Source organism: Pseudomonas sp. TH08 (genome assembly GCF_016651275.1).
Classification (GTDB): Bacteria; Pseudomonadota; Gammaproteobacteria; order Pseudomonadales; family Pseudomonadaceae; genus Aquipseudomonas.
Genome location: NZ_JAEKEE010000005.1, coordinates 447,140 through 465,519 on the forward strand (window position 1 = coordinate 447,140; position 18,380 = coordinate 465,519).

At 59.9% G+C, this 18,380-nt stretch carries 17 protein-coding genes; 14 read left to right on the forward strand and 3 right to left on the reverse strand.

Features of this window, described 5'->3' with window-relative positions; all coding sequences use genetic code 11:
* Positions 1 to 58 precede the first annotated feature (58 nt).
* Positions 59 to 574, reverse strand: coding sequence for an Hcp family type VI secretion system effector (locus JFT91_RS25490; protein ID WP_047601845.1), 516 nt, complete (start codon positions 572 to 574; stop codon positions 59 to 61).
* 527 nt (positions 575 to 1,101) lie between these two features.
* Between JFT91_RS25490 and JFT91_RS25495 the strand changes: the two genes are divergently transcribed.
* The 14 genes from JFT91_RS25495 to JFT91_RS25560 all read left to right on the forward strand — a co-directional run bounded on the left by JFT91_RS25495 (position 1,102) and on the right by JFT91_RS25560 (position 16,695).
* Positions 1,102 to 2,724, forward strand: coding sequence for a methyl-accepting chemotaxis protein (locus tag JFT91_RS25495; protein WP_201234228.1), 1,623 nt, complete (start codon positions 1,102 to 1,104; stop codon positions 2,722 to 2,724).
* Positions 2,724 to 3,260, forward strand: a complete 537-nt coding sequence (locus JFT91_RS25500) for a chemotaxis protein CheW (protein WP_201234229.1) — start codon at positions 2,724 to 2,726, stop codon at positions 3,258 to 3,260. Before JFT91_RS25495 ends, JFT91_RS25500 begins: the two co-directional genes overlap by 1 nt.
* On the forward strand, positions 3,257 to 4,528 hold the full coding sequence (locus JFT91_RS25505) for a CheR family methyltransferase (RefSeq protein WP_201234230.1): 1,272 nt from the start codon (positions 3,257 to 3,259) through the stop codon (positions 4,526 to 4,528). Before JFT91_RS25500 ends, JFT91_RS25505 begins: the two co-directional genes overlap by 4 nt.
* Positions 4,525 to 5,208 (forward strand): chemotaxis protein CheW, encoded by a 684-nt coding sequence (locus JFT91_RS25510; RefSeq protein WP_201234231.1) that lies wholly within the window; start codon positions 4,525 to 4,527, stop codon positions 5,206 to 5,208. The genes JFT91_RS25505 and JFT91_RS25510 overlap by 4 nt, the downstream gene beginning before the upstream one ends.
* Positions 5,205 to 7,493 (forward strand): hybrid sensor histidine kinase/response regulator, encoded by a 2,289-nt coding sequence (locus tag JFT91_RS25515; protein WP_201234232.1) that lies wholly within the window; start codon positions 5,205 to 5,207, stop codon positions 7,491 to 7,493. Before JFT91_RS25510 ends, JFT91_RS25515 begins: the two co-directional genes overlap by 4 nt.
* Positions 7,490 to 8,500: a chemotaxis response regulator protein-glutamate methylesterase gene (locus JFT91_RS25520; protein ID WP_201227803.1), complete on the forward strand. Its 1,011-nt coding sequence runs from the start codon at positions 7,490 to 7,492 to the stop codon at positions 8,498 to 8,500. The genes JFT91_RS25515 and JFT91_RS25520 overlap by 4 nt, the downstream gene beginning before the upstream one ends.
* 48 nt (positions 8,501 to 8,548) lie before the next feature.
* Positions 8,549 to 9,550, forward strand: a complete 1,002-nt coding sequence (locus JFT91_RS25525) for a response regulator (RefSeq protein ID WP_201227802.1) — start codon at positions 8,549 to 8,551, stop codon at positions 9,548 to 9,550.
* Between the two features lie 218 nt (positions 9,551 to 9,768).
* A protein-coding gene (prfB, locus tag JFT91_RS25530) for a peptide chain release factor 2 (RefSeq protein WP_102358477.1) occupies positions 9,769 to 10,864 on the forward strand; the annotation gives its coding sequence in 2 pieces (ribosomal slippage) (positions 9,769 to 9,840 and positions 9,842 to 10,864; 1,095 coding nt in all).
* A 111-nt stretch (positions 10,865 to 10,975) separates the two neighbouring features.
* A complete protein-coding gene (gene lysS / locus JFT91_RS25535) occupies positions 10,976 to 12,478 on the forward strand; it encodes a lysine--tRNA ligase (protein WP_201227801.1) in 1,503 nt (500 codons plus the stop codon).
* Between the two features lie 104 nt (positions 12,479 to 12,582).
* Complete coding sequence (locus JFT91_RS25540) at positions 12,583 to 13,296, forward strand: TetR/AcrR family transcriptional regulator (RefSeq protein WP_201227800.1); 714 nt, start codon at positions 12,583 to 12,585, stop codon at positions 13,294 to 13,296.
* A 150-nt stretch (positions 13,297 to 13,446) separates the two neighbouring features.
* Positions 13,447 to 14,001 carry a hypothetical protein gene (locus JFT91_RS25545; RefSeq protein WP_201227799.1) on the forward strand — a complete coding sequence of 185 codons (555 nt, stop codon included), beginning with the start codon at positions 13,447 to 13,449 and terminating at the stop codon, positions 13,999 to 14,001.
* Between the two features lie 60 nt (positions 14,002 to 14,061).
* Positions 14,062 to 15,312: a flavohemoglobin expression-modulating QEGLA motif protein gene (locus JFT91_RS25550; RefSeq protein ID WP_201228097.1), complete on the forward strand. Its 1,251-nt coding sequence runs from the start codon at positions 14,062 to 14,064 to the stop codon at positions 15,310 to 15,312.
* A 151-nt stretch (positions 15,313 to 15,463) separates the two neighbouring features.
* Complete coding sequence (locus JFT91_RS25555) at positions 15,464 to 16,369, forward strand: alpha/beta hydrolase (RefSeq protein WP_201234233.1); 906 nt, start codon at positions 15,464 to 15,466, stop codon at positions 16,367 to 16,369.
* Positions 16,366 to 16,695 carry a PA3694 family proteiin gene (locus tag JFT91_RS25560; protein WP_122591285.1) on the forward strand — a complete coding sequence of 110 codons (330 nt, stop codon included), beginning with the start codon at positions 16,366 to 16,368 and terminating at the stop codon, positions 16,693 to 16,695. Before JFT91_RS25555 ends, JFT91_RS25560 begins: the two co-directional genes overlap by 4 nt.
* Positions 16,696 to 16,869: 174 nt before the next feature.
* Here the strand turns inward: JFT91_RS25560 and lptF are convergent, their stop codons facing one another.
* On the reverse strand, positions 16,870 to 17,658 hold the full coding sequence (lptF, locus tag JFT91_RS25565) for a lipotoxin F family OmpA-related lipoprotein LptF (protein ID WP_201227797.1): 789 nt from the start codon (positions 17,656 to 17,658) through the stop codon (positions 16,870 to 16,872).
* A gap of 54 nt (positions 17,659 to 17,712) precedes the next feature.
* Positions 17,713 to 18,117: a DUF4398 domain-containing protein gene (locus JFT91_RS25570; RefSeq protein WP_201227796.1), complete on the reverse strand. Its 405-nt coding sequence runs from the start codon at positions 18,115 to 18,117 to the stop codon at positions 17,713 to 17,715.
* Positions 18,118 to 18,380: the final 263 nt, after the last annotated feature.

Sequence of the window (18,380 nt, forward strand, 5' to 3'; positions counted from 1 at the left end):
GGGGCGTAAACAACATCGACCAGCAGAGCTGGCCGATGTTTGTAACGATCAGCCGTAATTAAACGACTGGAGCACGCCAGTCATCGGAACCCGAAGTACCGGATACTTCGTGGGTCCAGGTGATTTTACGGTAGGTGAACTGCACTTCTTCCAGGTGGGTGAAGTGCGAGTTGCCTGGATCCTGGCAGTTGTGCATTTTGTTGTTGATGGCGACGATGATCGCGTCTTCCAGTTTGGTGGTGTAGTAGTGCTCTTGGGTGCCTTGAGCCGAAGTGCGGTACCACTGGATAACGATTTCGCTCATGCGCTCGCCCGAGGTCAGAGCAGCTTGCAGCAGAGGCGAAGCCTTGTCGTAGACCTTGGTGATCACAACTGGCTTGTGAACGCGCTGACCGGTTGGCTGACCGGATTGTGGGTCACGCGGGATGATCACGTCATGGCTGAAAGCCTGAACCATGACCTGGTCTTCGTGGCCTTCCTGGTAGGTGTTGCCAACGGAGTCGGCGGTGAAGGCGCCTGCAGTGATCAGGCCTTGTTTTTCGCCGGTAACCGACATGTACGCTGGTGTTGCCATGGGGTGCTCTCCTTGCGGATAAATTTAAGGTGCCCGGGAGGCGAAATCGCCCGGTGGGTGCCTGACTGTTATCAAGGACCGTGCCAGCTTTTGTGAAGTGCCCGGCAGCCGGGGGTTAAACCGCTCTGGCCTGTGGGTTTGAGGATTTTTGCCAGGCGAATCAGGGCAAAAGTGCGCAAGAAGTTGCGCAGTACTGCGCAACTTCTTGCGCACTCGTCTACAGGCCACGTGGGACGTGGGTTGTAGAGGCGTTGATAGATGAAAATCGAAAATAAGTGCGCAACTTCTTGCGCACAATGGCTCGTGGCCATCATCGCGAAGAAGCCGTCCGTTCAGAAATGACCGATCCAGCGCCCCTTTCTGCCAATCCGTCACTGGTCAGTTGCACCTCGCTTGCTGGAAAGTCCCTGTCCAGAGCCCGCCCCGGTTTAACCTCGATGGGCGCGAGGGTTAAAAAGCGTCTTATTAATGAAACACCGCCCTCGGCTATACTCCCCGCATTTCGACCCTAGGCACGAGGAATCACTGTGAAGAACTGGACGTTGCGCCAACGCATTTTGGCGAGCTTTGCGGTGATTATCGCCATCATGTTGCTGATGGTGGTGCTGTCGTACTCGCGACTATTGAAGATCGAAGCCAGTGAAAACAGCGTCCGCGACGATGCGATTCCCGGTGTCTATTACAGCTCGATGATTCGTGGTGCCTGGGTCGACAGCTATCTGCAGACTCAGGAGTTGCTCGGCCTCAAGGAAGGCGAAGGCATCAGCAGCGAAGACGCCGCCGAGTTCAAGTCCTTTGAGAGCCGTCTGCTGGAGCAGATGGAGAATTACCGCAAGACCATGGCGACCGATGAGGATCGCACTGAGTTCGCCGCGTTCGAGAAGTACCACGATAACTACATGCAGATTCAGGACGCGGTGCTCGATTTGCACAAACGCAACCTGGAAGCCGATGCGGTGAAATTGTTCAATGAGAAGCTCTCGCCAGCGTGGTACACCGGTCGCACGAAACTCAACGACATCATCGGCGAAAACAAGAAAGTCGCTGATCAGGCCATGGCCAATATCGACGATGCCGTGTCCGCGGCCAAAGTCAGCATGTTCGTTTCCCTGTTGGTCGCGGTATTCGCTGCCGGTCTCTGCGGTTTGCTGTTGATGCGCGCGATCATGGCGCCGATGAACCGCATCGTGAAGATCCTCGAAACCATGCGCACCGGCGACCTCAGTTCGCGCCTGAACCTCGACCGCAAGGACGAGTTCGGCGCCGTTGAAACCGGCTTCAACGACATGATGACCGAGCTGACCTCGCTGGTGTCCCAGGCGCAGCGCTCGTCGGTGCAGGTGACCACCTCGGTGACCGAGATCGCCGCGACGTCCAAGCAACAACAAGCCACCGCCACTGAAACCGCCGCCACCACCACCGAAATCGGCGCGACGTCGCGCGAGATCGCCGCCACTTCGCGCGATCTGGTGCGCACCATGACCGAAGTGTCCACCGCTGCCGATCAGGCCTCGGTGCTCGCCGGTTCCGGTCAGCAAGGCCTGGCGCGTATGGAAGACACCATGCACTCGGTGATGGGCGCGGCGGATCTGGTCAACGCCAAACTGGCAATCCTCAATGAGAAGGCCGGCAACATTAATCAGGTGGTGGTGACCATCGTCAAGGTCGCCGACCAGACCAACCTGCTGTCTCTCAATGCCGCCATCGAAGCCGAGAAGGCCGGTGAATACGGCCGTGGTTTTGCCGTGGTCGCCACCGAAGTGCGACGTCTGGCGGATCAGACCGCCGTCGCCACTTATGACATCGAACAGATGGTTCGCGAGATACAGTCAGCGGTGTCGGCCGGCGTGATGGGCATGGACAAGTTCTCCGAAGAAGTGCGCCGCGGCATGTCCGAAGTGCAGCAGGTCGGCGAGCAGTTGTCGCAGATCATCCATCAAGTGCAGGCGCTGGCGCCGCGGGTGTTGATGGTCAACGAAGGCATGCAGGCGCAGGCCACCGGTGCCGAGCAGATCAACCATGCGCTGGTGCAGTTGGGCGACGCCAGCAGCCAGACCGTCGAGTCGCTGCGCCAGGCCAGTTTCGCCATCGACGAACTGAGCCAGGTGGCCGTCGGGCTGCGCAGCGGCGTTTCGCGATTCAAAGTCTGATGAGCGAAATCATCGCCAAACGCAACGTCGCGCAAGTGGCGAAGCCGGCGTTGTTCCTGCTGTTTCGCATCGGCAGCGAGCGTTACGCCCTGCGCGCCACCGAAATCGCGGAAGTGCTGCCGCGCCTGCCGTTGAAACCGATCGCACGGGCGCCGCAATGGGTTGCCGGGGTGTTCGCTTATCGCGGCGTAGTGGTGCCGGTGATCGACCTTAGTGCGCTGACCTTTGGCCAGCCCGCTGAAGCGCGAACCAGCACGCGGCTGGTGCTGGTGCACTATCGCCCGGACGACGCGCAACCGGCGCAATGGCTGGGGCTGATTCTTGAGCAGGCGACCGATACGCTGCGCTGCCACCCGCAGGATTTTCAGCCCTACGGCCTCGACAATCGTCAGGCACCGTACCTCGGCCCGGTGCGTCAAGACGCACAAGGTCTGGTGCAATGGGTGCGGGTCAATGACTTGCTCGATGATGCCGTGCGCACGCTGCTGTTCCCCCATCCGCCGCTGGACCCGGCGCAGCTTGAGGCGCAGCCATGAGCAGCGATCAGCGTTTTTTCGACTTCCTCAAGGAACGCATCGGCCTCGATGTCACCTCGGTCGGCCCGGCGATCATCGAGCGCGCCGTGCGTCAGCGCACGACCCTTTCGCAGGCTGCCCACGCCGACGAATATTGGCATTTGCTGCAAGGCTCGCGGGATGAACAGCAAGCGTTGATTGAAGCGGTGATCGTCCCCGAGACGTGGTTTTTCCGTTACCCGGAATCCTTTGCCACGTTGGGCAAACTGGCGCGTAAACGCTTGGACGAGCTGAACAATATGCGTGCGCTGCGCATCCTCAGCCTGCCGTGCTCCACCGGCGAAGAGCCTTATTCGATTGCCATGGCTTTGCTCGATGCCGGGCTCAAGCCCCATCAGTTCAAGGTCGATGGCATGGACGTCAGCCCGTTGTCGGTGGAGAAAGCGCGGCGGGCGCTGTACGGCAAGAACTCGTTTCGCGGCCAGGACCTGGACTATCGCGAGCGGCATTTCACGCCTGAGCAGGACGGCCATCGCGTCAACGAAAACGTCCGTGAGCAGGTGCGCTTGCAGGTCGGCAACGTGCTCGATCCAACGCTGTTGACCAGCGAGCCGCCCTTCGATTTCGTGTTCTGCCGCAACCTGCTGATCTACTTCGATCAACCGACCCAGAAGCAGGTGTTCGAAGTGCTCAAGCGCCTGACACATGTCGACGGTGTGCTGTTTATCGGCCCGGCGGAGGGCAGCCTGCTCGGGCGCTTGGGCATGCGTTCGATCGGCATTCCCCAGTCGTTCGCGTTCAGCCGTCATAGCGAGCCGCTGCCTGAGCCGTTGCCGATCCCCAAGCCAGCGCCGTTGCCCGTCAGCCAACCGCTGCGCAGCACGCCGCCAGCGCCCGTGCGCAATCGACCCTTTGCCTCCGTGACGTCGATGCCGGCGACCAGCAAAAGTGCCAATCCCGATGCCGCAACATTGCTGGTGAACATCGCCGCGCTGGCCAATGAAGGCAAAAGTGCCGAGGCCCGTGCTGCGTGTGAGCAATATTTACGCAGCCACGAACCGGTGGCTCAAGTGTTTTACTGGCTCGGCCTGCTCAGCGATGTCGCTGGGCTGACGCTGGAAGCCCAAGGCTTTTACCGCAAGGCCTTGTACCTCGAACCGCAACATCCTGAAGCGCTGATGCACCTGGCCGTGTTGCTCCAGGCCCAGGGTGACAGCGCCGGTGCCAGACGATTGCAGGAGCGCGCCGCCCGCAGCGGCCGCACCGCCGACAGTGAGCGTAAACGATGAACCCGTCCGACACCTTGAACGTCACGCACGAAGACGCCCGGGCCATCGATGATTGCTGGAACCGCATCGGCATCCACGGCGACAAATCCTGTCCGCTGCTGGAAGAACATATTCACTGCCGCAACTGCTCGGTGTATTCCGCCGCCGCCACGCGATTGCTCGACCGCTATGCGTTGCAGCAAGACGAGCGCGATCCGGTGGCGACTGCGGTTGAAAACGATGTGAAAACCCGTTCGCTGCTGATGTTCCGGCTCGGCGAAGAATGGTTGGGGCTGGCGACACGCAGCCTGGTCGAGGTCGCGCCGATGCAGGCGATTCACTCATTGCCGCATCAGCGTTCACGGGCCTTGCTTGGCGTCGCCAACGTGCGCGGTGCGCTGGTCGCTTGCCTGTCGCTGGTGGAATTGCTCGATCTAGACGCGAACGCTGCGCCGGTCAGTGGCGCGCGAGTCATGCCGCGCATGCTGATCATCGCCGCCCATGGCGGGCCGGTGGTGGTGCCGGTGGATGAAGTCGACGGCATCCACGCCATCGATGAGCGCATTCTCGACGCCGCCTCGCAATCCGGCGCGCAAGCCAGTGCCAAATACACCCGTGGCGTCCTGCAATTCAGGGGGCGCAGCCTGCGTTGGCTGGATGAAGAACAGCTGTTGTCCGCCGTGACCCGGAGCCTTACATGACCCCCGAGCAAATGCGCGACGCCTCGCTGCTTGAGCTGTTCAGCCTCGAAGCCGAAGCCCAGACCCAGGTGCTCAGCTCGGGGCTGCTGGCTCTGGAACGCAATCCGACCCAGGCCGATCAGTTGGAATCGTGCATGCGTGCGGCGCACTCGCTCAAGGGCGCGGCGCGGATTGTCGGCATCGATAGCGGCGTCAGCGTTGCCCATGTGATGGAAGACTGTCTGGTCAGCGCGCAGGAAGGCCGCTTGCTGCTGCGCCCGGAACACATCGACGCCTTGTTGCAGGGCACCGATTTGTTGATGCGCATTGCCACTCCGGCGAGTGCGCCGCAGCCGAGCGATATTGAAGCGTACGTCGCGTTGATGGGACAGTTGCTCGATCCGTCGGCACCACCGGCACCGATTGCCGCGCCGGTCATGGCCGAGTTGCAGCTTGAAGCGCCGCGCCTTCAGCCGACGCCGCCAGCACCTGCAATAGAAGCCCTTGCCGAGGTATCTGAACCAGCACCACGCAAGAGCAAACGCACCACCGAAGGTGGCGAACGCGTGTTGCGCGTCACCGCCGAACGCCTGAACAGCCTGCTCGATCTGTCGAGCAAATCGCTGGTGGAAACCCAGCGCCTGAAGCCGCATCTGGCGACCATGCAACGCCTCAAGCGCATGCAGAACAACGGCCTGCGTGCGCTGGAAAACCTTAACGTACACCTCAAGGAACATGCGCTAAGCCTTGAGGCGCTGGAAGCATTGGAAGATGCGCGACGCTTGCTCGCCGAATCCCAGCAACTGCTGAGCGAGAAAAACGCCGAACTCGACGAGTTCGCCTGGCAGGCCAGCCAGCGCGCACAAGTGCTCTACGACACCGCACTGGCCTGTCGTATGCGGCCCTTCGCCGACGTGCTAAGCGGTCAGGTGCGCATGGTCCGTGATCTTGGCCGCAGCCTCGGCAAGCAGGTGCGTCTGGAAATCGAAGGCGAGAAGACTCAGGTCGATCGCGACGTGCTGGAAAAGCTCGAAGCGCCGCTGACCCATTTGCTGCGCAACGCGGTCGATCACGGTATCGAAACCCCGCAGCAACGTTTGCTCCAGGGCAAGCCTGAAGAAGGTCTGATCCGCCTGCGCGCCTCACATCAGGCCGGTCTGCTGGTGCTGGAATTGAGTGATGACGGCAATGGCGTCGATCTGGAAAAGGTCCGCCGCAGCATCGTCGAACGGCAGTTGTCCCCAGCAGAAACCGCCGCGCAGCTGAGCGAAGAAGAACTGCTGACGTTCCTGTTTCTGCCCGGTTTCAGCCTGCGCGATACGGTCACCGAAGTCTCCGGTCGTGGCGTCGGCCTTGATGCGGTGCAGCACATGGTTCGCCAGTTGCGCGGCGCGGTGGTGCTGGAGCAGACGGCGGGCGAGGGCAGCCGCTTTCACCTGGAAGTGCCGCTGACCTTGTCGGTGGTGCGCAGCCTGGTGGTGGAGGTCGGCGAAGAAGCCTACGCGTTCCCACTGGCGCACATCGAACGCATGTACGACCTGGAGCCGGAAGACATCGTGCAGGTCGAAGGTCGTCAGCATTTTTGGCACGAAGGCCAGCATGTCGGCCTGGTCGCCGCCAGCCAGTTACTCAACCGCCCGGCCAGCCAGAGCAGCGGCGCAACCCTCAAGGTCGTGGTGATCCGCGAGCGCGATGCGATTTATGGCGTGGCAGTCGAGCGCTTCATTGGCGAACGCACACTGGTGGTCTTGCCACTGGACGAGCGTCTGGGCAAAGTGCAGGACATCTCCGCCGGGGCCTTGCTTGACGACGGCTCGGTGGTACTGATCGTCGACGTTGAAGACATGTTGCGTTCGGTGGACAAACTGCTCAATACCGGTCGCCTGGAGCGCATCGCTCGCCACGGCAATCAAGCGGTGGAGGCCGCGCGCAAGCGGGTACTGGTGGTCGACGATTCGCTGACCGTGCGCGAGCTGCAACGCAAGCTGCTGCTCAACCGTGGCTACGACGTTGCGGTGGCGGTGGACGGCATGGACGGTTGGAACGCACTGCGTTCGGAGGACTTCGATTTGCTGATCACCGACATCGACATGCCGCGCATGGACGGCATCGAACTGGTCACGTTGCTGCGTCGCGACAATCGTCTGCAATCGCTGCCGGTGATGGTCGTGTCGTATAAGGACCGTGAAGAGGATCGCCGCCGTGGACTGGATGCCGGGGCGGACTATTATTTAGCCAAAGCCAGTTTTCATGACGACGCCCTGCTCGATGCAGTGGTCGAGCTCATCGGAGGAGCGCGGGCATGAAGATCGCAATCGTCAACGACATGCCAATGGCGGTGGAGGCGCTGCGTCGTGCGCTGGCCTTCGAGCCGGCGCATCAGGTGGTCTGGGTCGCCCGCAACGGCGCCGAGGCGGTGCAACTGTGCGCCGAAAACACTCCGGATCTGATCCTGATGGACCTGATCATGCCGGTGATGGACGGCGTCGAAGCGACCCGCCGGATCATGGCCGAAACGCCATGCGCTATCGTCATTGTCACGGTCGACCGCCAGCAGAATGTGCACCGCGTGTTCGAGGCCATGGGCCACGGCGCGCTGGACGTGGTCGACACTCCGGCGATCGGCGCTGGCAATGCGCAGGAAGCCGCAGCGCCATTGCTGCGCAAGATTCTCAACATTGGCTGGCTGATCGGCGACAAAGCGCCGCGCTCGCGGCCACTGCCGACACCGCAACGCAGCTCGGCTTCGTGCAAGCGGCTGGTGGCTATCGGTTCGTCCGCGGGCGGGCCGGCGGCGCTGGAAGTCTTGCTCAAGGGCTTGCCGCGGGACTTTTCGGCGGCGATTGTGCTGGTGCAGCATGTCGATCAGGTGTTCGCTGCCGGCATGGCCGAATGGCTGGCCAGTGCCAGTGGTCTCGATGTGCGTCTGGCCCGCGAAGGCGAGCCGCCGCAAAGCGGGGCGGTGCTGCTGGCCGGTACCAATCACCATATTCGATTATTGAAAAACGGCACGCTGGCCTACACCGCCGAGCCGGTCAACGAGATCTACCGGCCCTCCATCGACGTGTTTTTCGAGAGTGTCGCCAGTTACTGGAATGGTGATGCGGTCGGGGTTTTATTGACCGGGATGGGACGCGACGGGGCGCAAGGGCTTAAGCTCATGCGCCAGCAGGGTTATCTGACCATCGCGCAGGATCAGCAAAGCAGTGCGGTGTACGGCATGCCCAAGGCTGCCGCGGCCATTGATGCCGCCGTTGAAATACGCCCACTGGAAAAGATAGCGCCACGATTGCTGGAGATTTTCCCCAAATGAACAAGTTGATCCGCAATCCTGGCCCCCGCAGTACTCAGGTGACCGCCCATGAATGACTTACAGATCGACGACATTAAAACCGACGAAAACGCCGCCATGGTGTTGTTGGTGGACGATCAGGCGATGATTGGCGAAGCCGTCCGCCGTGGGCTGTCGAACGAAGAAAACATCGACTTCCACTTCTGCTCCGACCCGCACCAGGCTATCGCGCAAGCGGTGCGGATCAAGCCGACGGTGATTCTGCAGGATCTGGTGATGCCCGGCCTCGACGGCCTGAGCCTGGTGCGCGAGTACCGCAATCACCCGGCGACCAAGGACATCCCGATCATCGTCCTGTCGACCAAGGAGGACCCGCTGATCAAGAGCGCGGCGTTCTCGGCCGGGGCTAACGATTATCTGGTGAAACTGCCGGACACCATCGAACTGGTGGCGCGCATCCGCTATCACTCGCGCTCCTACATGACCTTGTTGCAACGGGACGCGGCGTATCGTGCGCTGCGGGTCAGCCAGCAACAATTGCTCGACACCAACCTGGTGCTGCAACGCCTGATGAACTCCGATGGCCTGACCGGGCTGTCCAACCGCCGCCATTTCGACGAATATCTGGAATTGGAATGGCGCCGTTCGCTGCGTGATCAGAGCCAGTTGTCGTTGCTGATGATCGACGTCGATTACTTCAAGTCCTACAACGATAGCTTTGGCCACGTTGAAGGCGACGAGGCGCTGCGCAAGGTCGCCACGGCGATCCGCGACGCCAGTGCGCGACCTTCTGACCTGCCGGCGCGCTACGGCGGTGAAGAGTTCGCCCTGGTGCTGCCGAACACCTCGCCGGGCGGTGCGCGGCTGGTGGCCGAGAAGCTGCGCCAGACAGTGGCCTCGCTGAAAATCCCGCACAACACCCCAGCAGACGGTGCGAGCCTGACCATCAGCATCGGCCTGGCAACCATGGTGCCGCAGGCGGGCAGCGATTGCCGCCTGCTGATCTCGGCGGCGGATCGCGGGTTGTACCTGGCCAAAAACAATGGCCGCAACCAGGTCGGGATCGAATAGATCTCCTGTAGGAGTGAGCCTGCTCGCGATTCGATCTCTCATTCAACATCTTTGGTGTCTGACACACCGTAATCGCGAGCAGGCTCACTCCTACAGTTGAAATACGCAGGATCACTGTCAAGTGATTCGCCCCGACAGCCGCCAGACGGGCTGCCGTGACAGCTTGATTACGTTATACTCGCCGGCTTTCAAAAGTTCGCCAACGAGTGCTGCCCGTCATGGAAATCAATCCGATCCTGAACACCATCAAGGACCTGTCCGAGCGCTCCGAAACTATTCGGGGGTATCTTTGACTACGATCAAAAGCATGAGCGTCTGACCGAAGTCAATCGCGAGCTTGAAGATCCGAGTGTCTGGAACAAACCTGAATACGCCCAGGAACTGGGCCGTGAGCGCTCGGCGCTGGCACAGATCGTCGACACCCTCGACGAACTGAACGCCGGTCTGGCCGATTGCCGCGACCTGCTGGACATGGCCGTCGAAGAAAACGACGAAGGCGCAGTGGGCGATGTCGTCGCCGAGCTGGCCCGTCTCGAGGAAAATCTGGCCAAGCTGGAATTCCGCCGCATGTTCAGCCATGAAATGGACCCGAACAACGCCTACCTGGACATCCAGGCCGGTTCCGGCGGCACCGAAGCCCAGGACTGGGCCAACATCCTGCTGCGCATGTACCTGCGCTGGGCTGACAAACGCGGCTTCGACGCGACCATCATGGAACTGTCGGCCGGTGAAGTCGCCGGGATCAAAGGTGCGACCGTGCACATCAAGGGCGAATACGCCTTTGGCTGGCTGCGCACCGAGATCGGCGTGCACCGTCTGGTGCGCAAGAGCCCGTTCGACTCCGGCAACCGTCGCCACACTTCGTTCTCCGCGGTTTTCGTCTCGCCAGAGATCGATGACAAGGTGGAAATCGAAATCAACCCGGCAGACCTGCGGATCGACACCTATCGTTCCTCCGGTGCCGGTGGTCAGCACGTAAACACCACCGACTCGGCCGTACGTATTACTCACGTACCGACCAACACCGTGGTCAGCTGCCAGAACGAACGTTCCCAGCACGCCAACAAGGACACCGCCATGAAAATGCTGCGGGCCAAGTTGTACGAGCAGGAAATGCAGAAACGCAACGCCGCGTCGCAAGCGCTGGAAGACACCAAGTCCGACATCGGCTGGGGCCACCAGATCCGCTCGTACGTGCTCGATGCGTCGCGGATCAAGGATCTGCGCACCAACATCGAACGCAGCGACTGCGACAAGGTACTCGACGGCGACATCGACGAATACCTGTATGCCAGCCTGAAATCAGGGCTGTAAGGCCTGCTCTGCAGTGGTCGCGGTGACACGCGACCCTGTAGGCGCAAGGCTTGCCCGCGAACCCCGGCGCCACGCCGGGGGTAACGAACCTGTGATGGAATATCTAAAGACATGAGCGACCAACAACTCGACCCGCAAGCCCTGCAACAGGAAGAAAACTCCCTGATCGCCTTGCGCAAGGAAAAGCTGGCTGCCGAGCGCGCCAAGGGCAATGCCTTCCCGAACGACTTCCGCCGCGACAACTACTGCGATGCACTGCAGAAACAGTACGCGGACAAGACCAAGGAAGAGCTGGCAGAGGCTGCAATCCCGGTCAAGGTTGCCGGTCGCATCATGCTCAACCGTGGCTCGTTCATGGTGATTCAGGACATGACCGGTCGCATTCAGGTCTACGTCAACCGTAAAACCCTGTCTGAAGAAACCCTGGCCGCCGTTAAAACCTGGGACATGGGCGATATCATTGCCGCCGAAGGTACCCTGGCGCGTTCCGGCAAGGGCGACCTGTACGTTGAAATGACCAGCGTGCGCCTGCTGACCAAATCGCTGCGTCCGCTGCCAGACAAGCACCACGGCCTGACCGACACCGAACAGCGCTACCGTCAGCGCTACGTTGACCTGATCGTCAACGAAGACGTGCGCCAGACCTTCCGCGTGCGTTCGCAAGTAATCGCGCATATCCGCAGCTTCCTGATGCAGCGCGACTTCCTCGAAGTCGAAACGCCGATGCTGCAGACCATTCCTGGCGGCGCCGCGGCCAAGCCGTTTGAAACCCACCACAACGCGCTGGACATGGAAATGTTCCTGCGTATCGCGCCTGAGCTGTATCTGAAGCGTCTGGTGGTCGGTGGTTTTGAAAAGGTTTTCGAGATCAACCGCAACTTCCGTAACGAAGGCGTTTCGACTCGTCACAACCCTGAGTTCACCATGTTGGAGTTCTACCAGGCGTACGCCGACTACGAAGACAACATGGATCTGACCGAAGAACTGTTCCGTGAACTGGCGCAGCTGGTGCTGGGCAGCACCGACGTGCCGTACGGCGACAAGGTGTTCCACTTCGGCGAACCGTTCGTGCGTCTGTCGGTGTTCGACTCGATCCTCAAGTACAACCCTGAGCTGACCGCCGATGATCTGAACGACATCGACAAGGCTCGCGCCATCGCCAAGAAGGCCGGCGCCAAGGTGCTGGGCTTTGAAGGTCTGGGCAAACTGCAGGTGATGATTTTCGAGGAACTGGTCGAGCACAAGCTGGAGCAGCCGCACTTCATTACACAGTACCCGTTCGAAGTGTCGCCGCTGGCGCGCCGCAACGATGACAACCCGAACGTCACTGACCGTTTCGAGCTGTTCATCGGCGGCCGTGAAATCGCCAACGCCTACTCCGAGTTGAACGACGCGGAAGACCAGGCCGAGCGCTTCATGGCTCAGGTCGCGGACAAGGACGCGGGCGACGACGAAGCCATGCACTACGATGCCGACTTCGTTCGCGCGCTGGAGTACGGCATGCCGCCAACGGCCGGTGAAGGGATCGGCATCGACCGTCTGGTGATGTTGCTGACCAACTCGCCGTCGATCCGCGATGTGATCCTGTTCCCGCACATGCGACCGCAAGCGTAAACGTTTCAGTTAAAAAGCCGCCTAAAACAGGCGGCTTTTTATTGCCTGTCTGGTACAAATGTATCAATTGGTTACTTTTGAATTGCAGAGGAAGTTCTGTCGTGATGGGTGCAATAGCTCAAGAAGGTGCAGCGGGTATCGCCACTGCGGTCGCTGAAAGCGTTCAGTACCAGGGCCGCAAGGCCAGCCGACAGGGCAGTGAGCAGCGTCGACAGGACATTCTCGACGCGGCGATGCGCATTGTCGTGCGTGATGGCGTGCGTGCTGTGCGCCATCGTGCAGTGGCTGCCGAGGCCGGTGTGCCGCTGTCGGCCACCACGTATTACTTCAAGGACATCGATGACCTGCTCACCGATACCTTCGCTCAGTACGTCGAGCGCAGCGCCGAATACATGGCCAAGTTGTGGGTCAACAACGAAGGTCTGCTGCGCGAGATGGTGGTCAGCGGTGACGGCAGCCCCGAGTCGCGCTCTCAGCTGGCTGACGACATTGCGCGGTTGATGGCCGACTATGTTCATCGGCAGTTGATTAACCGTCGCGAGCACTTGATGGCCGAGCAGGCTTTCCGTCAGGAGGCACTGCTCAACCCGCGTCTGGCAATTCTGGTGCGCTCGCACCAGCAGATTCTGTTGCAGGGCACCTGCCAGTTATTTCAGGTGCTGGGCTCGCGCGAACCGCAGCAGGATGCCAAGGTGTTGACGGCGATTATCGGACGGATGGAATATCAGGGCCTGCTCAACGACGCCGAGCCATTGGCCGAGCAAGACATGCTTGGCATTCTGACTCGATACATGCACCTGGTGCTCGCGTCCGTTTGACGCAATGCCCATGTGGGAGTGAGCCTGCTCGCGATTGCGGTGTATCAGACAACTAAAATGTTGAATGCAAATCCGCTATCGCGAGCAGGCTCACTCCTACAGAGAAACGCGATCACCATTAGGGCAAGGTGTGTTCATAGGGAGTATTGAATGAAAGCCTGGCGTGGCGTGCTGATCGCCTTGTCGTTCCTGCTGCTCAGTGGCTGTCTGGTGACTTTCAAGGAGCCGCTGCCCGCCAGTGAGCCGGCGCCCAAAGGCTTGCTCGGCAAATGGTCGAGCACCAATGCCTGGGGCGAACCAATGAACCTTGAGCTGAGCCGGCTTGGCAACGACCGTTATCAGGCCGTCACGTACTTCAAGGCCAAGCCTCAGGAGCGCGAAGCGTATCCTTTCACCGTGTCGCGCCACGGCAGTCGCTGGTATCTGTCGGCGAAAGTCCCGGCGCGCTATGGCGGCCACTTCACCATCGCCGGGTTCGAGCTCACCGATAAACACGAATTGGTGGTCTACAACCTCGATCTGGAACAGATCAATCAAGCGATCAAGCAAAAAGCCCTGGACGGTCAGGCCTTCCAGACTGACGATGGCGACGGCGTTGAGGTCGACAGCCAGCTCGACAAGGTCTTTGCCTACCTCGACGATCCGGCCAATTCCGATGTATTCGTCGAAGCAGCGCGCTACCAGCGTCAGGCCCGCGCCAAATAATTCAGTGCGTCACGTTTTCTACAGGAGTTTCGGGTGGACGATTACCAGCAGACGATACGCATGTTGTCCGACCGCATTGTGCTGGCGCAGACGCCGATCCGTGTGCTCGACGCGGTCAAGTGGGACGAGAACATCCGCAAGGGCTTTCTCAAGGCCAAAGGCAAGGAAATGCCGGCGGTGGATCGCGACTACTATCTCAATCGCCCACTGAGTTTCGATTCAAGCAAGGTCAAACTGGAATTCCAGAACATCGAGCGCGACATCACCCGTCAGCTCGGCCAGTTCAACCCGGTCGGGCAGATCATGCGGCGCATGTGCAAGGAATACCGCATGGTCGTGCGCATGCTCGAAGCGCGCGGCACCGAGGATTTCGGCCTGATCTCGCAAGAACTGTACGGCGCTGCGTCCGACGCGTTTCACGCCGGTGATCCGACCCTGGCCGACCTCGGCCTGATGATGTCCGACTACCTGAACAACATCGACGGTCGAGGCGACTTGAAGGATGAGCCGAAAACCCTCACCGCCAAAGACGCCGTGCATCTGCTGCAAACCCGCCTGAACAAGGTGTTCGGCGAGGCCGAAGAAACCATCCGCGTATTCGAGTCCGACGGCATCGTTGCTGACGCGGCGGCGGGCGCCGACTACATCAAGATCCGCACCGACGCGATGTTCAACGATCGCGACGTGCGCGCACTGGAAGTTCACGAAGGCCTGGTGCACGTCGGCACCACGCTCAACGGTTTGAACCAGCCGATCTGCACCTTCCTGTCCAAGGGCCCGCCGTCGTCGACCGTTACCCAGGAAGGACTGGCGATCCTGATGGAAATCATCACGTTTGCCTCCTACCCGAGTCGCCTGCGCAAACTGACCAACCGCACTCGCGCCATTCACATGGTCGAGGAGGGCGCCGACTTCCTGCAGGTGTTCGAGTTCTTCCGCGAGCAGGGCTTTGAGATGGCGGAAAGCTACGGCAACGCCAGCCGGGTTTTCCGTGGATCGACGCCGACGGGGCTGCCATTTACCAAAGACTTGTCCTATCTCAAGGGCTTTATCATGGTTTACAACTACATTCAGTTGGCTGTGCGTAAGGGCAAACTTGAGCAGATCCCGCTGTTGTTCTGCGGCAAGACCACGCTGGAAGACATGCGCACGCTGCGTCAGTTGGTGGATGAAGGGCTGGTGGTGCCGCCGAAATATCTGCCGGATCAGTTCCGCGATTTGAATGCGTTGTCGGCGTGGATGTGCTTCTCCAACTTCCTCAATCACTTGAGCCTGGACCGGATCGAAGCGGATTACTCCAACATCCTTTAGATCACAATAAATCCCCTGTAGGAGTGAGCCTGCTCGCGATAGCGGTGTGTCAATCAACATGTATATCGACTGACACACCGCTATCGCGAGCAGGCTCACTCCTACAGGTTTGTTCTGAATTCCAACCTGAATTTTTGCGAGGTTTCACCGGATGAGAATCCTCGGTATTTTCTGCCTGCTCCTGACCCTCGGCGGTTGCAGTTCTCTGTTGTTCTACCCCGAACCCGGCCAGATCTTCACCCCGGAAAAGGCCAAACTCGAATACCGTACCGTCACCCTGGTCACGGCTGATGGCCTGAAGCTCAACGCCTGGTGGTTACCGGCCAAACCCGGTGTCGAAGTCAAAGGCACAGTACTGCACCTGCACGGTAACGGCGGCAATCTGCCGATGCACCTCGGTGGCAGTTGGTGGTTGCCGAAAAACGGCTATCAAGTGCTGCTGGTGGACTATCGCGGTTACGGCTTGTCCGAGGGCGAGCCGAGCTTGCCGGCGATTTATCAGGACATCGACGCCGCGTTCGCCTGGCTCGACAAGGCGCCCGAGGTCAAAGGCAAGCCGTTGGTGCTGCTCGGTCAGAGCCTTGGCGGTTCGATGGCGGTGCATTGGCTGGTGCAGCATCCCGAACGGCAGAAACAGCTGAAAGCGCTGGTGCTCGACGGCGTCCCCGCCAGCTACCGCAGCGTCGGTCAATACGCGCTGAGCACTTCATGGCTGACCTGGCCATTTCAGGTGCCGCTGTCGTGGCTGGTGCCGGATGGCGACAGCGCAATCAACTCGATGCCACAGCTCAACGGCGTGCCAAAACTGATCTTCCACAGCATCGACGATCCGCTGGTGCCGCTTTCCAACGGCATCCGCTTGTATCAAGCTGCGCCGCCACCGCGTGTGTTGCAATTGACCCGTGGCGGCCACGTGCAGACTTTTGGCGATCCGGTGTGGCGCCAGGTAATGCTGCGCTACCTCGACGATCCTGAGCACTTCAACGGCCTGCGCCGGCTCGGCGAAATCCCCAATTACCCGACACCTCCGAATTCTGAAGATGAGAGTCCGCAATGAGTGAAGAACGTAACGCCATCCCGCTGATCATTACCGGTATCTGCAGCATCCTCGGCACCGTCGGGGCGCTGTGGTACTACGGTTACCTGCACTTCGCCAAACCCGAGGATGCGTTGCTGCTCAACGAATTCACCATGCTCAAAACCGTGCCGGGCGAGGACTACAAAGTCTCGCTGGACCCGGCGCCGCAAGTGGCGCAGTGCATCGATGGCGTGCTGGTGTTGTTCGACACCGAACAGAAAGGCCTGACCGGCGTGCTGATCAACGCACAGAAAAAAGCCGTGCGCTGCATGGGCGAAGAGACCCCGCAAAAACTCGAGCAGTAACCCGATTAAACTGTGGGAGCGAGCCTGCTCGCGAATACGCATTGTCATTCAACATTCATGTTGGCTTATACAGCGCTTTCGCGAGCAGGCTCGCTCCCACAAGTGAATTGTGATCGTGCATGAAAAAGCCCCGCCTGATCACTCAGGCGGGGCTTTTGCGTTACAGCAGGGCGCTTAGTTCGAGCTGACAGCCGAACGTGGCATCACTGGCTGGTTGTCGTTGGAAATGGTCACTTCCACACGACGGTTCATTGCACGGCCGGAAACGCTGCCGTTATCGGCAACCGGGTATTCCTTGCCATAACCCTGAACCACGATGCGCGATGGATCGACACCCATCTTGATCAATGCAACCTGTACCGAGGTCGCACGACGCTCGGACAGCGACTGGTTGTAGTTGGCCGCGCCAGTGCTGTCGGTGTAACCCTCGACGATCACTTTGCGATCAGGGTTTTCCTGAAGGAACTGCGCCAGTTTGTTGATGTTGACCAGACCGCTGGATTTCAGGTCAGCCTTGTTGGTGGCGAACAGTACGTCACCAAAAGTCACCAGCGTACCGCGATCGGTCTGCTTGGCGTTCAGGCTGCTTTGCAGCTGTTTGATCTGCTGATCACGGGCATCCAGACGTGCCTGGGCACGTTGAGCTGCAGCGTTCTTCAGGTTGTTTTCAGCGGTGCGCAGGGCGATGGTCTGTTTGGCCACTTCCACGCGCTGGTTGGTCAGGTAAGCCAGTTGGTCAACCTTGGACGCGTCTTGCTTGTCCAGGTAAGCCTTGTCGGCTTTGTCCAGATAATCGCTGGCGTCTTTGGTTTCCAGCGCGGCGACTTTGCTCGCCTGCGGGTTGGCTTGCAGGCCGGCGTAGTTGGTGCGTGCCTGTTCCAGATTCGGGTTAGGCGGAGTGGAGCAGGCAGCCAGGGCAACGCTTGCGGCCAGGAGAGCGGGGATCATCAGTTGCTTACGCATAATTTGTCGTCCTTTCTATCGATAAAGTTTCAGCTTTGCGGTCGGGATGCGCGCTTACTGCACTGGGCGCTGACTTTCCTGACGCAGTTCCTGAACACCTTTCTGGGAATCCTTCACAGCCAGTTCGGCCTTGGCTGCCTGAGCCTTGCGTTCCGCTACACGAGCGTCCCATTCAGCTTGCTCGGACAGGCGGCGGGCGTCGTCATACTTCTTGTCGTGCATGGCGATTTCGGCTTGTTTCAGTTTGTCCTGCGCTTGCTTCATCTCAACCGCGGCAAACTCGGTACCGCCAGCGCTGACGGCGCTGTTCACGGCCGATTGAGTCACGGCGTATTGCTCGGTCGGTGGGTTACCGGCACAACCGGCCAGTACGAAGCTGGTGCCGATGGCCAGAGCCGCCAGTTTCAGACCGCGCAGGTGGGAGAACGAGGTTTGGTTTTTCATGGTCTTCAACTCCATTAGGCATCTCCTAAGAACATCTAAATCCATCCTGGTCGAGGAGCCGCAAGCGTCGTGTGAAAGCGCGTTTTTGAAACGCTCGTTCCAGGCGTGGTTACAGCTTCCGACCGGAGGGATTTTTCAAAAGTTCAGAAAAGATGGCCTATCGCCAAATTTTTTTTTGACTGAATGGACAAGGCTCTAAGGCGGGAACTTTGGCAGGATGGAACGGTACGCGCGGGTGTTTCCAATATCGAAAATACGTCGATTTTAAGGCAGAAATA

Coding starts and splice junctions, on each gene's coding strand:
- JFT91_RS25545 (WP_201227799.1), top strand. CDS start 13,447: ATGAAAGCCTGGCGTGGCGTGCTGATCGCCTTGTCGTTCCTGCTGCTC.
- JFT91_RS25490 (WP_047601845.1), bottom strand. CDS start 574: ATGGCAACACCAGCGTACATGTCGGTTACCGGCGAAAAACAAGGCCTG.
- JFT91_RS25515 (WP_201234232.1), top strand. CDS start 5,205: ATGACCCCCGAGCAAATGCGCGACGCCTCGCTGCTTGAGCTGTTCAGC.
- JFT91_RS25540 (WP_201227800.1), top strand. CDS start 12,583: ATGGGTGCAATAGCTCAAGAAGGTGCAGCGGGTATCGCCACTGCGGTC.
- JFT91_RS25560 (WP_122591285.1), top strand. CDS start 16,366: ATGAGTGAAGAACGTAACGCCATCCCGCTGATCATTACCGGTATCTGC.
- JFT91_RS25500 (WP_201234229.1), top strand. CDS start 2,724: ATGAGCGAAATCATCGCCAAACGCAACGTCGCGCAAGTGGCGAAGCCG.
- JFT91_RS25555 (WP_201234233.1), top strand. CDS start 15,464: ATGAGAATCCTCGGTATTTTCTGCCTGCTCCTGACCCTCGGCGGTTGC.
- JFT91_RS25505 (WP_201234230.1), top strand. CDS start 3,257: ATGAGCAGCGATCAGCGTTTTTTCGACTTCCTCAAGGAACGCATCGGC.
- JFT91_RS25510 (WP_201234231.1), top strand. CDS start 4,525: ATGAACCCGTCCGACACCTTGAACGTCACGCACGAAGACGCCCGGGCC.
- JFT91_RS25570 (WP_201227796.1), bottom strand. CDS start 18,117: ATGGAGTTGAAGACCATGAAAAACCAAACCTCGTTCTCCCACCTGCGC.
- JFT91_RS25525 (WP_201227802.1), top strand. CDS start 8,549: ATGAATGACTTACAGATCGACGACATTAAAACCGACGAAAACGCCGCC.
- JFT91_RS25550 (WP_201228097.1), top strand. CDS start 14,062: ATGTTGTCCGACCGCATTGTGCTGGCGCAGACGCCGATCCGTGTGCTC.
- lptF (WP_201227797.1), bottom strand. CDS start 17,658: ATGCGTAAGCAACTGATGATCCCCGCTCTCCTGGCCGCAAGCGTTGCC.
- JFT91_RS25520 (WP_201227803.1), top strand. CDS start 7,490: ATGAAGATCGCAATCGTCAACGACATGCCAATGGCGGTGGAGGCGCTG.
- lysS (WP_201227801.1), top strand. CDS start 10,976: ATGAGCGACCAACAACTCGACCCGCAAGCCCTGCAACAGGAAGAAAAC.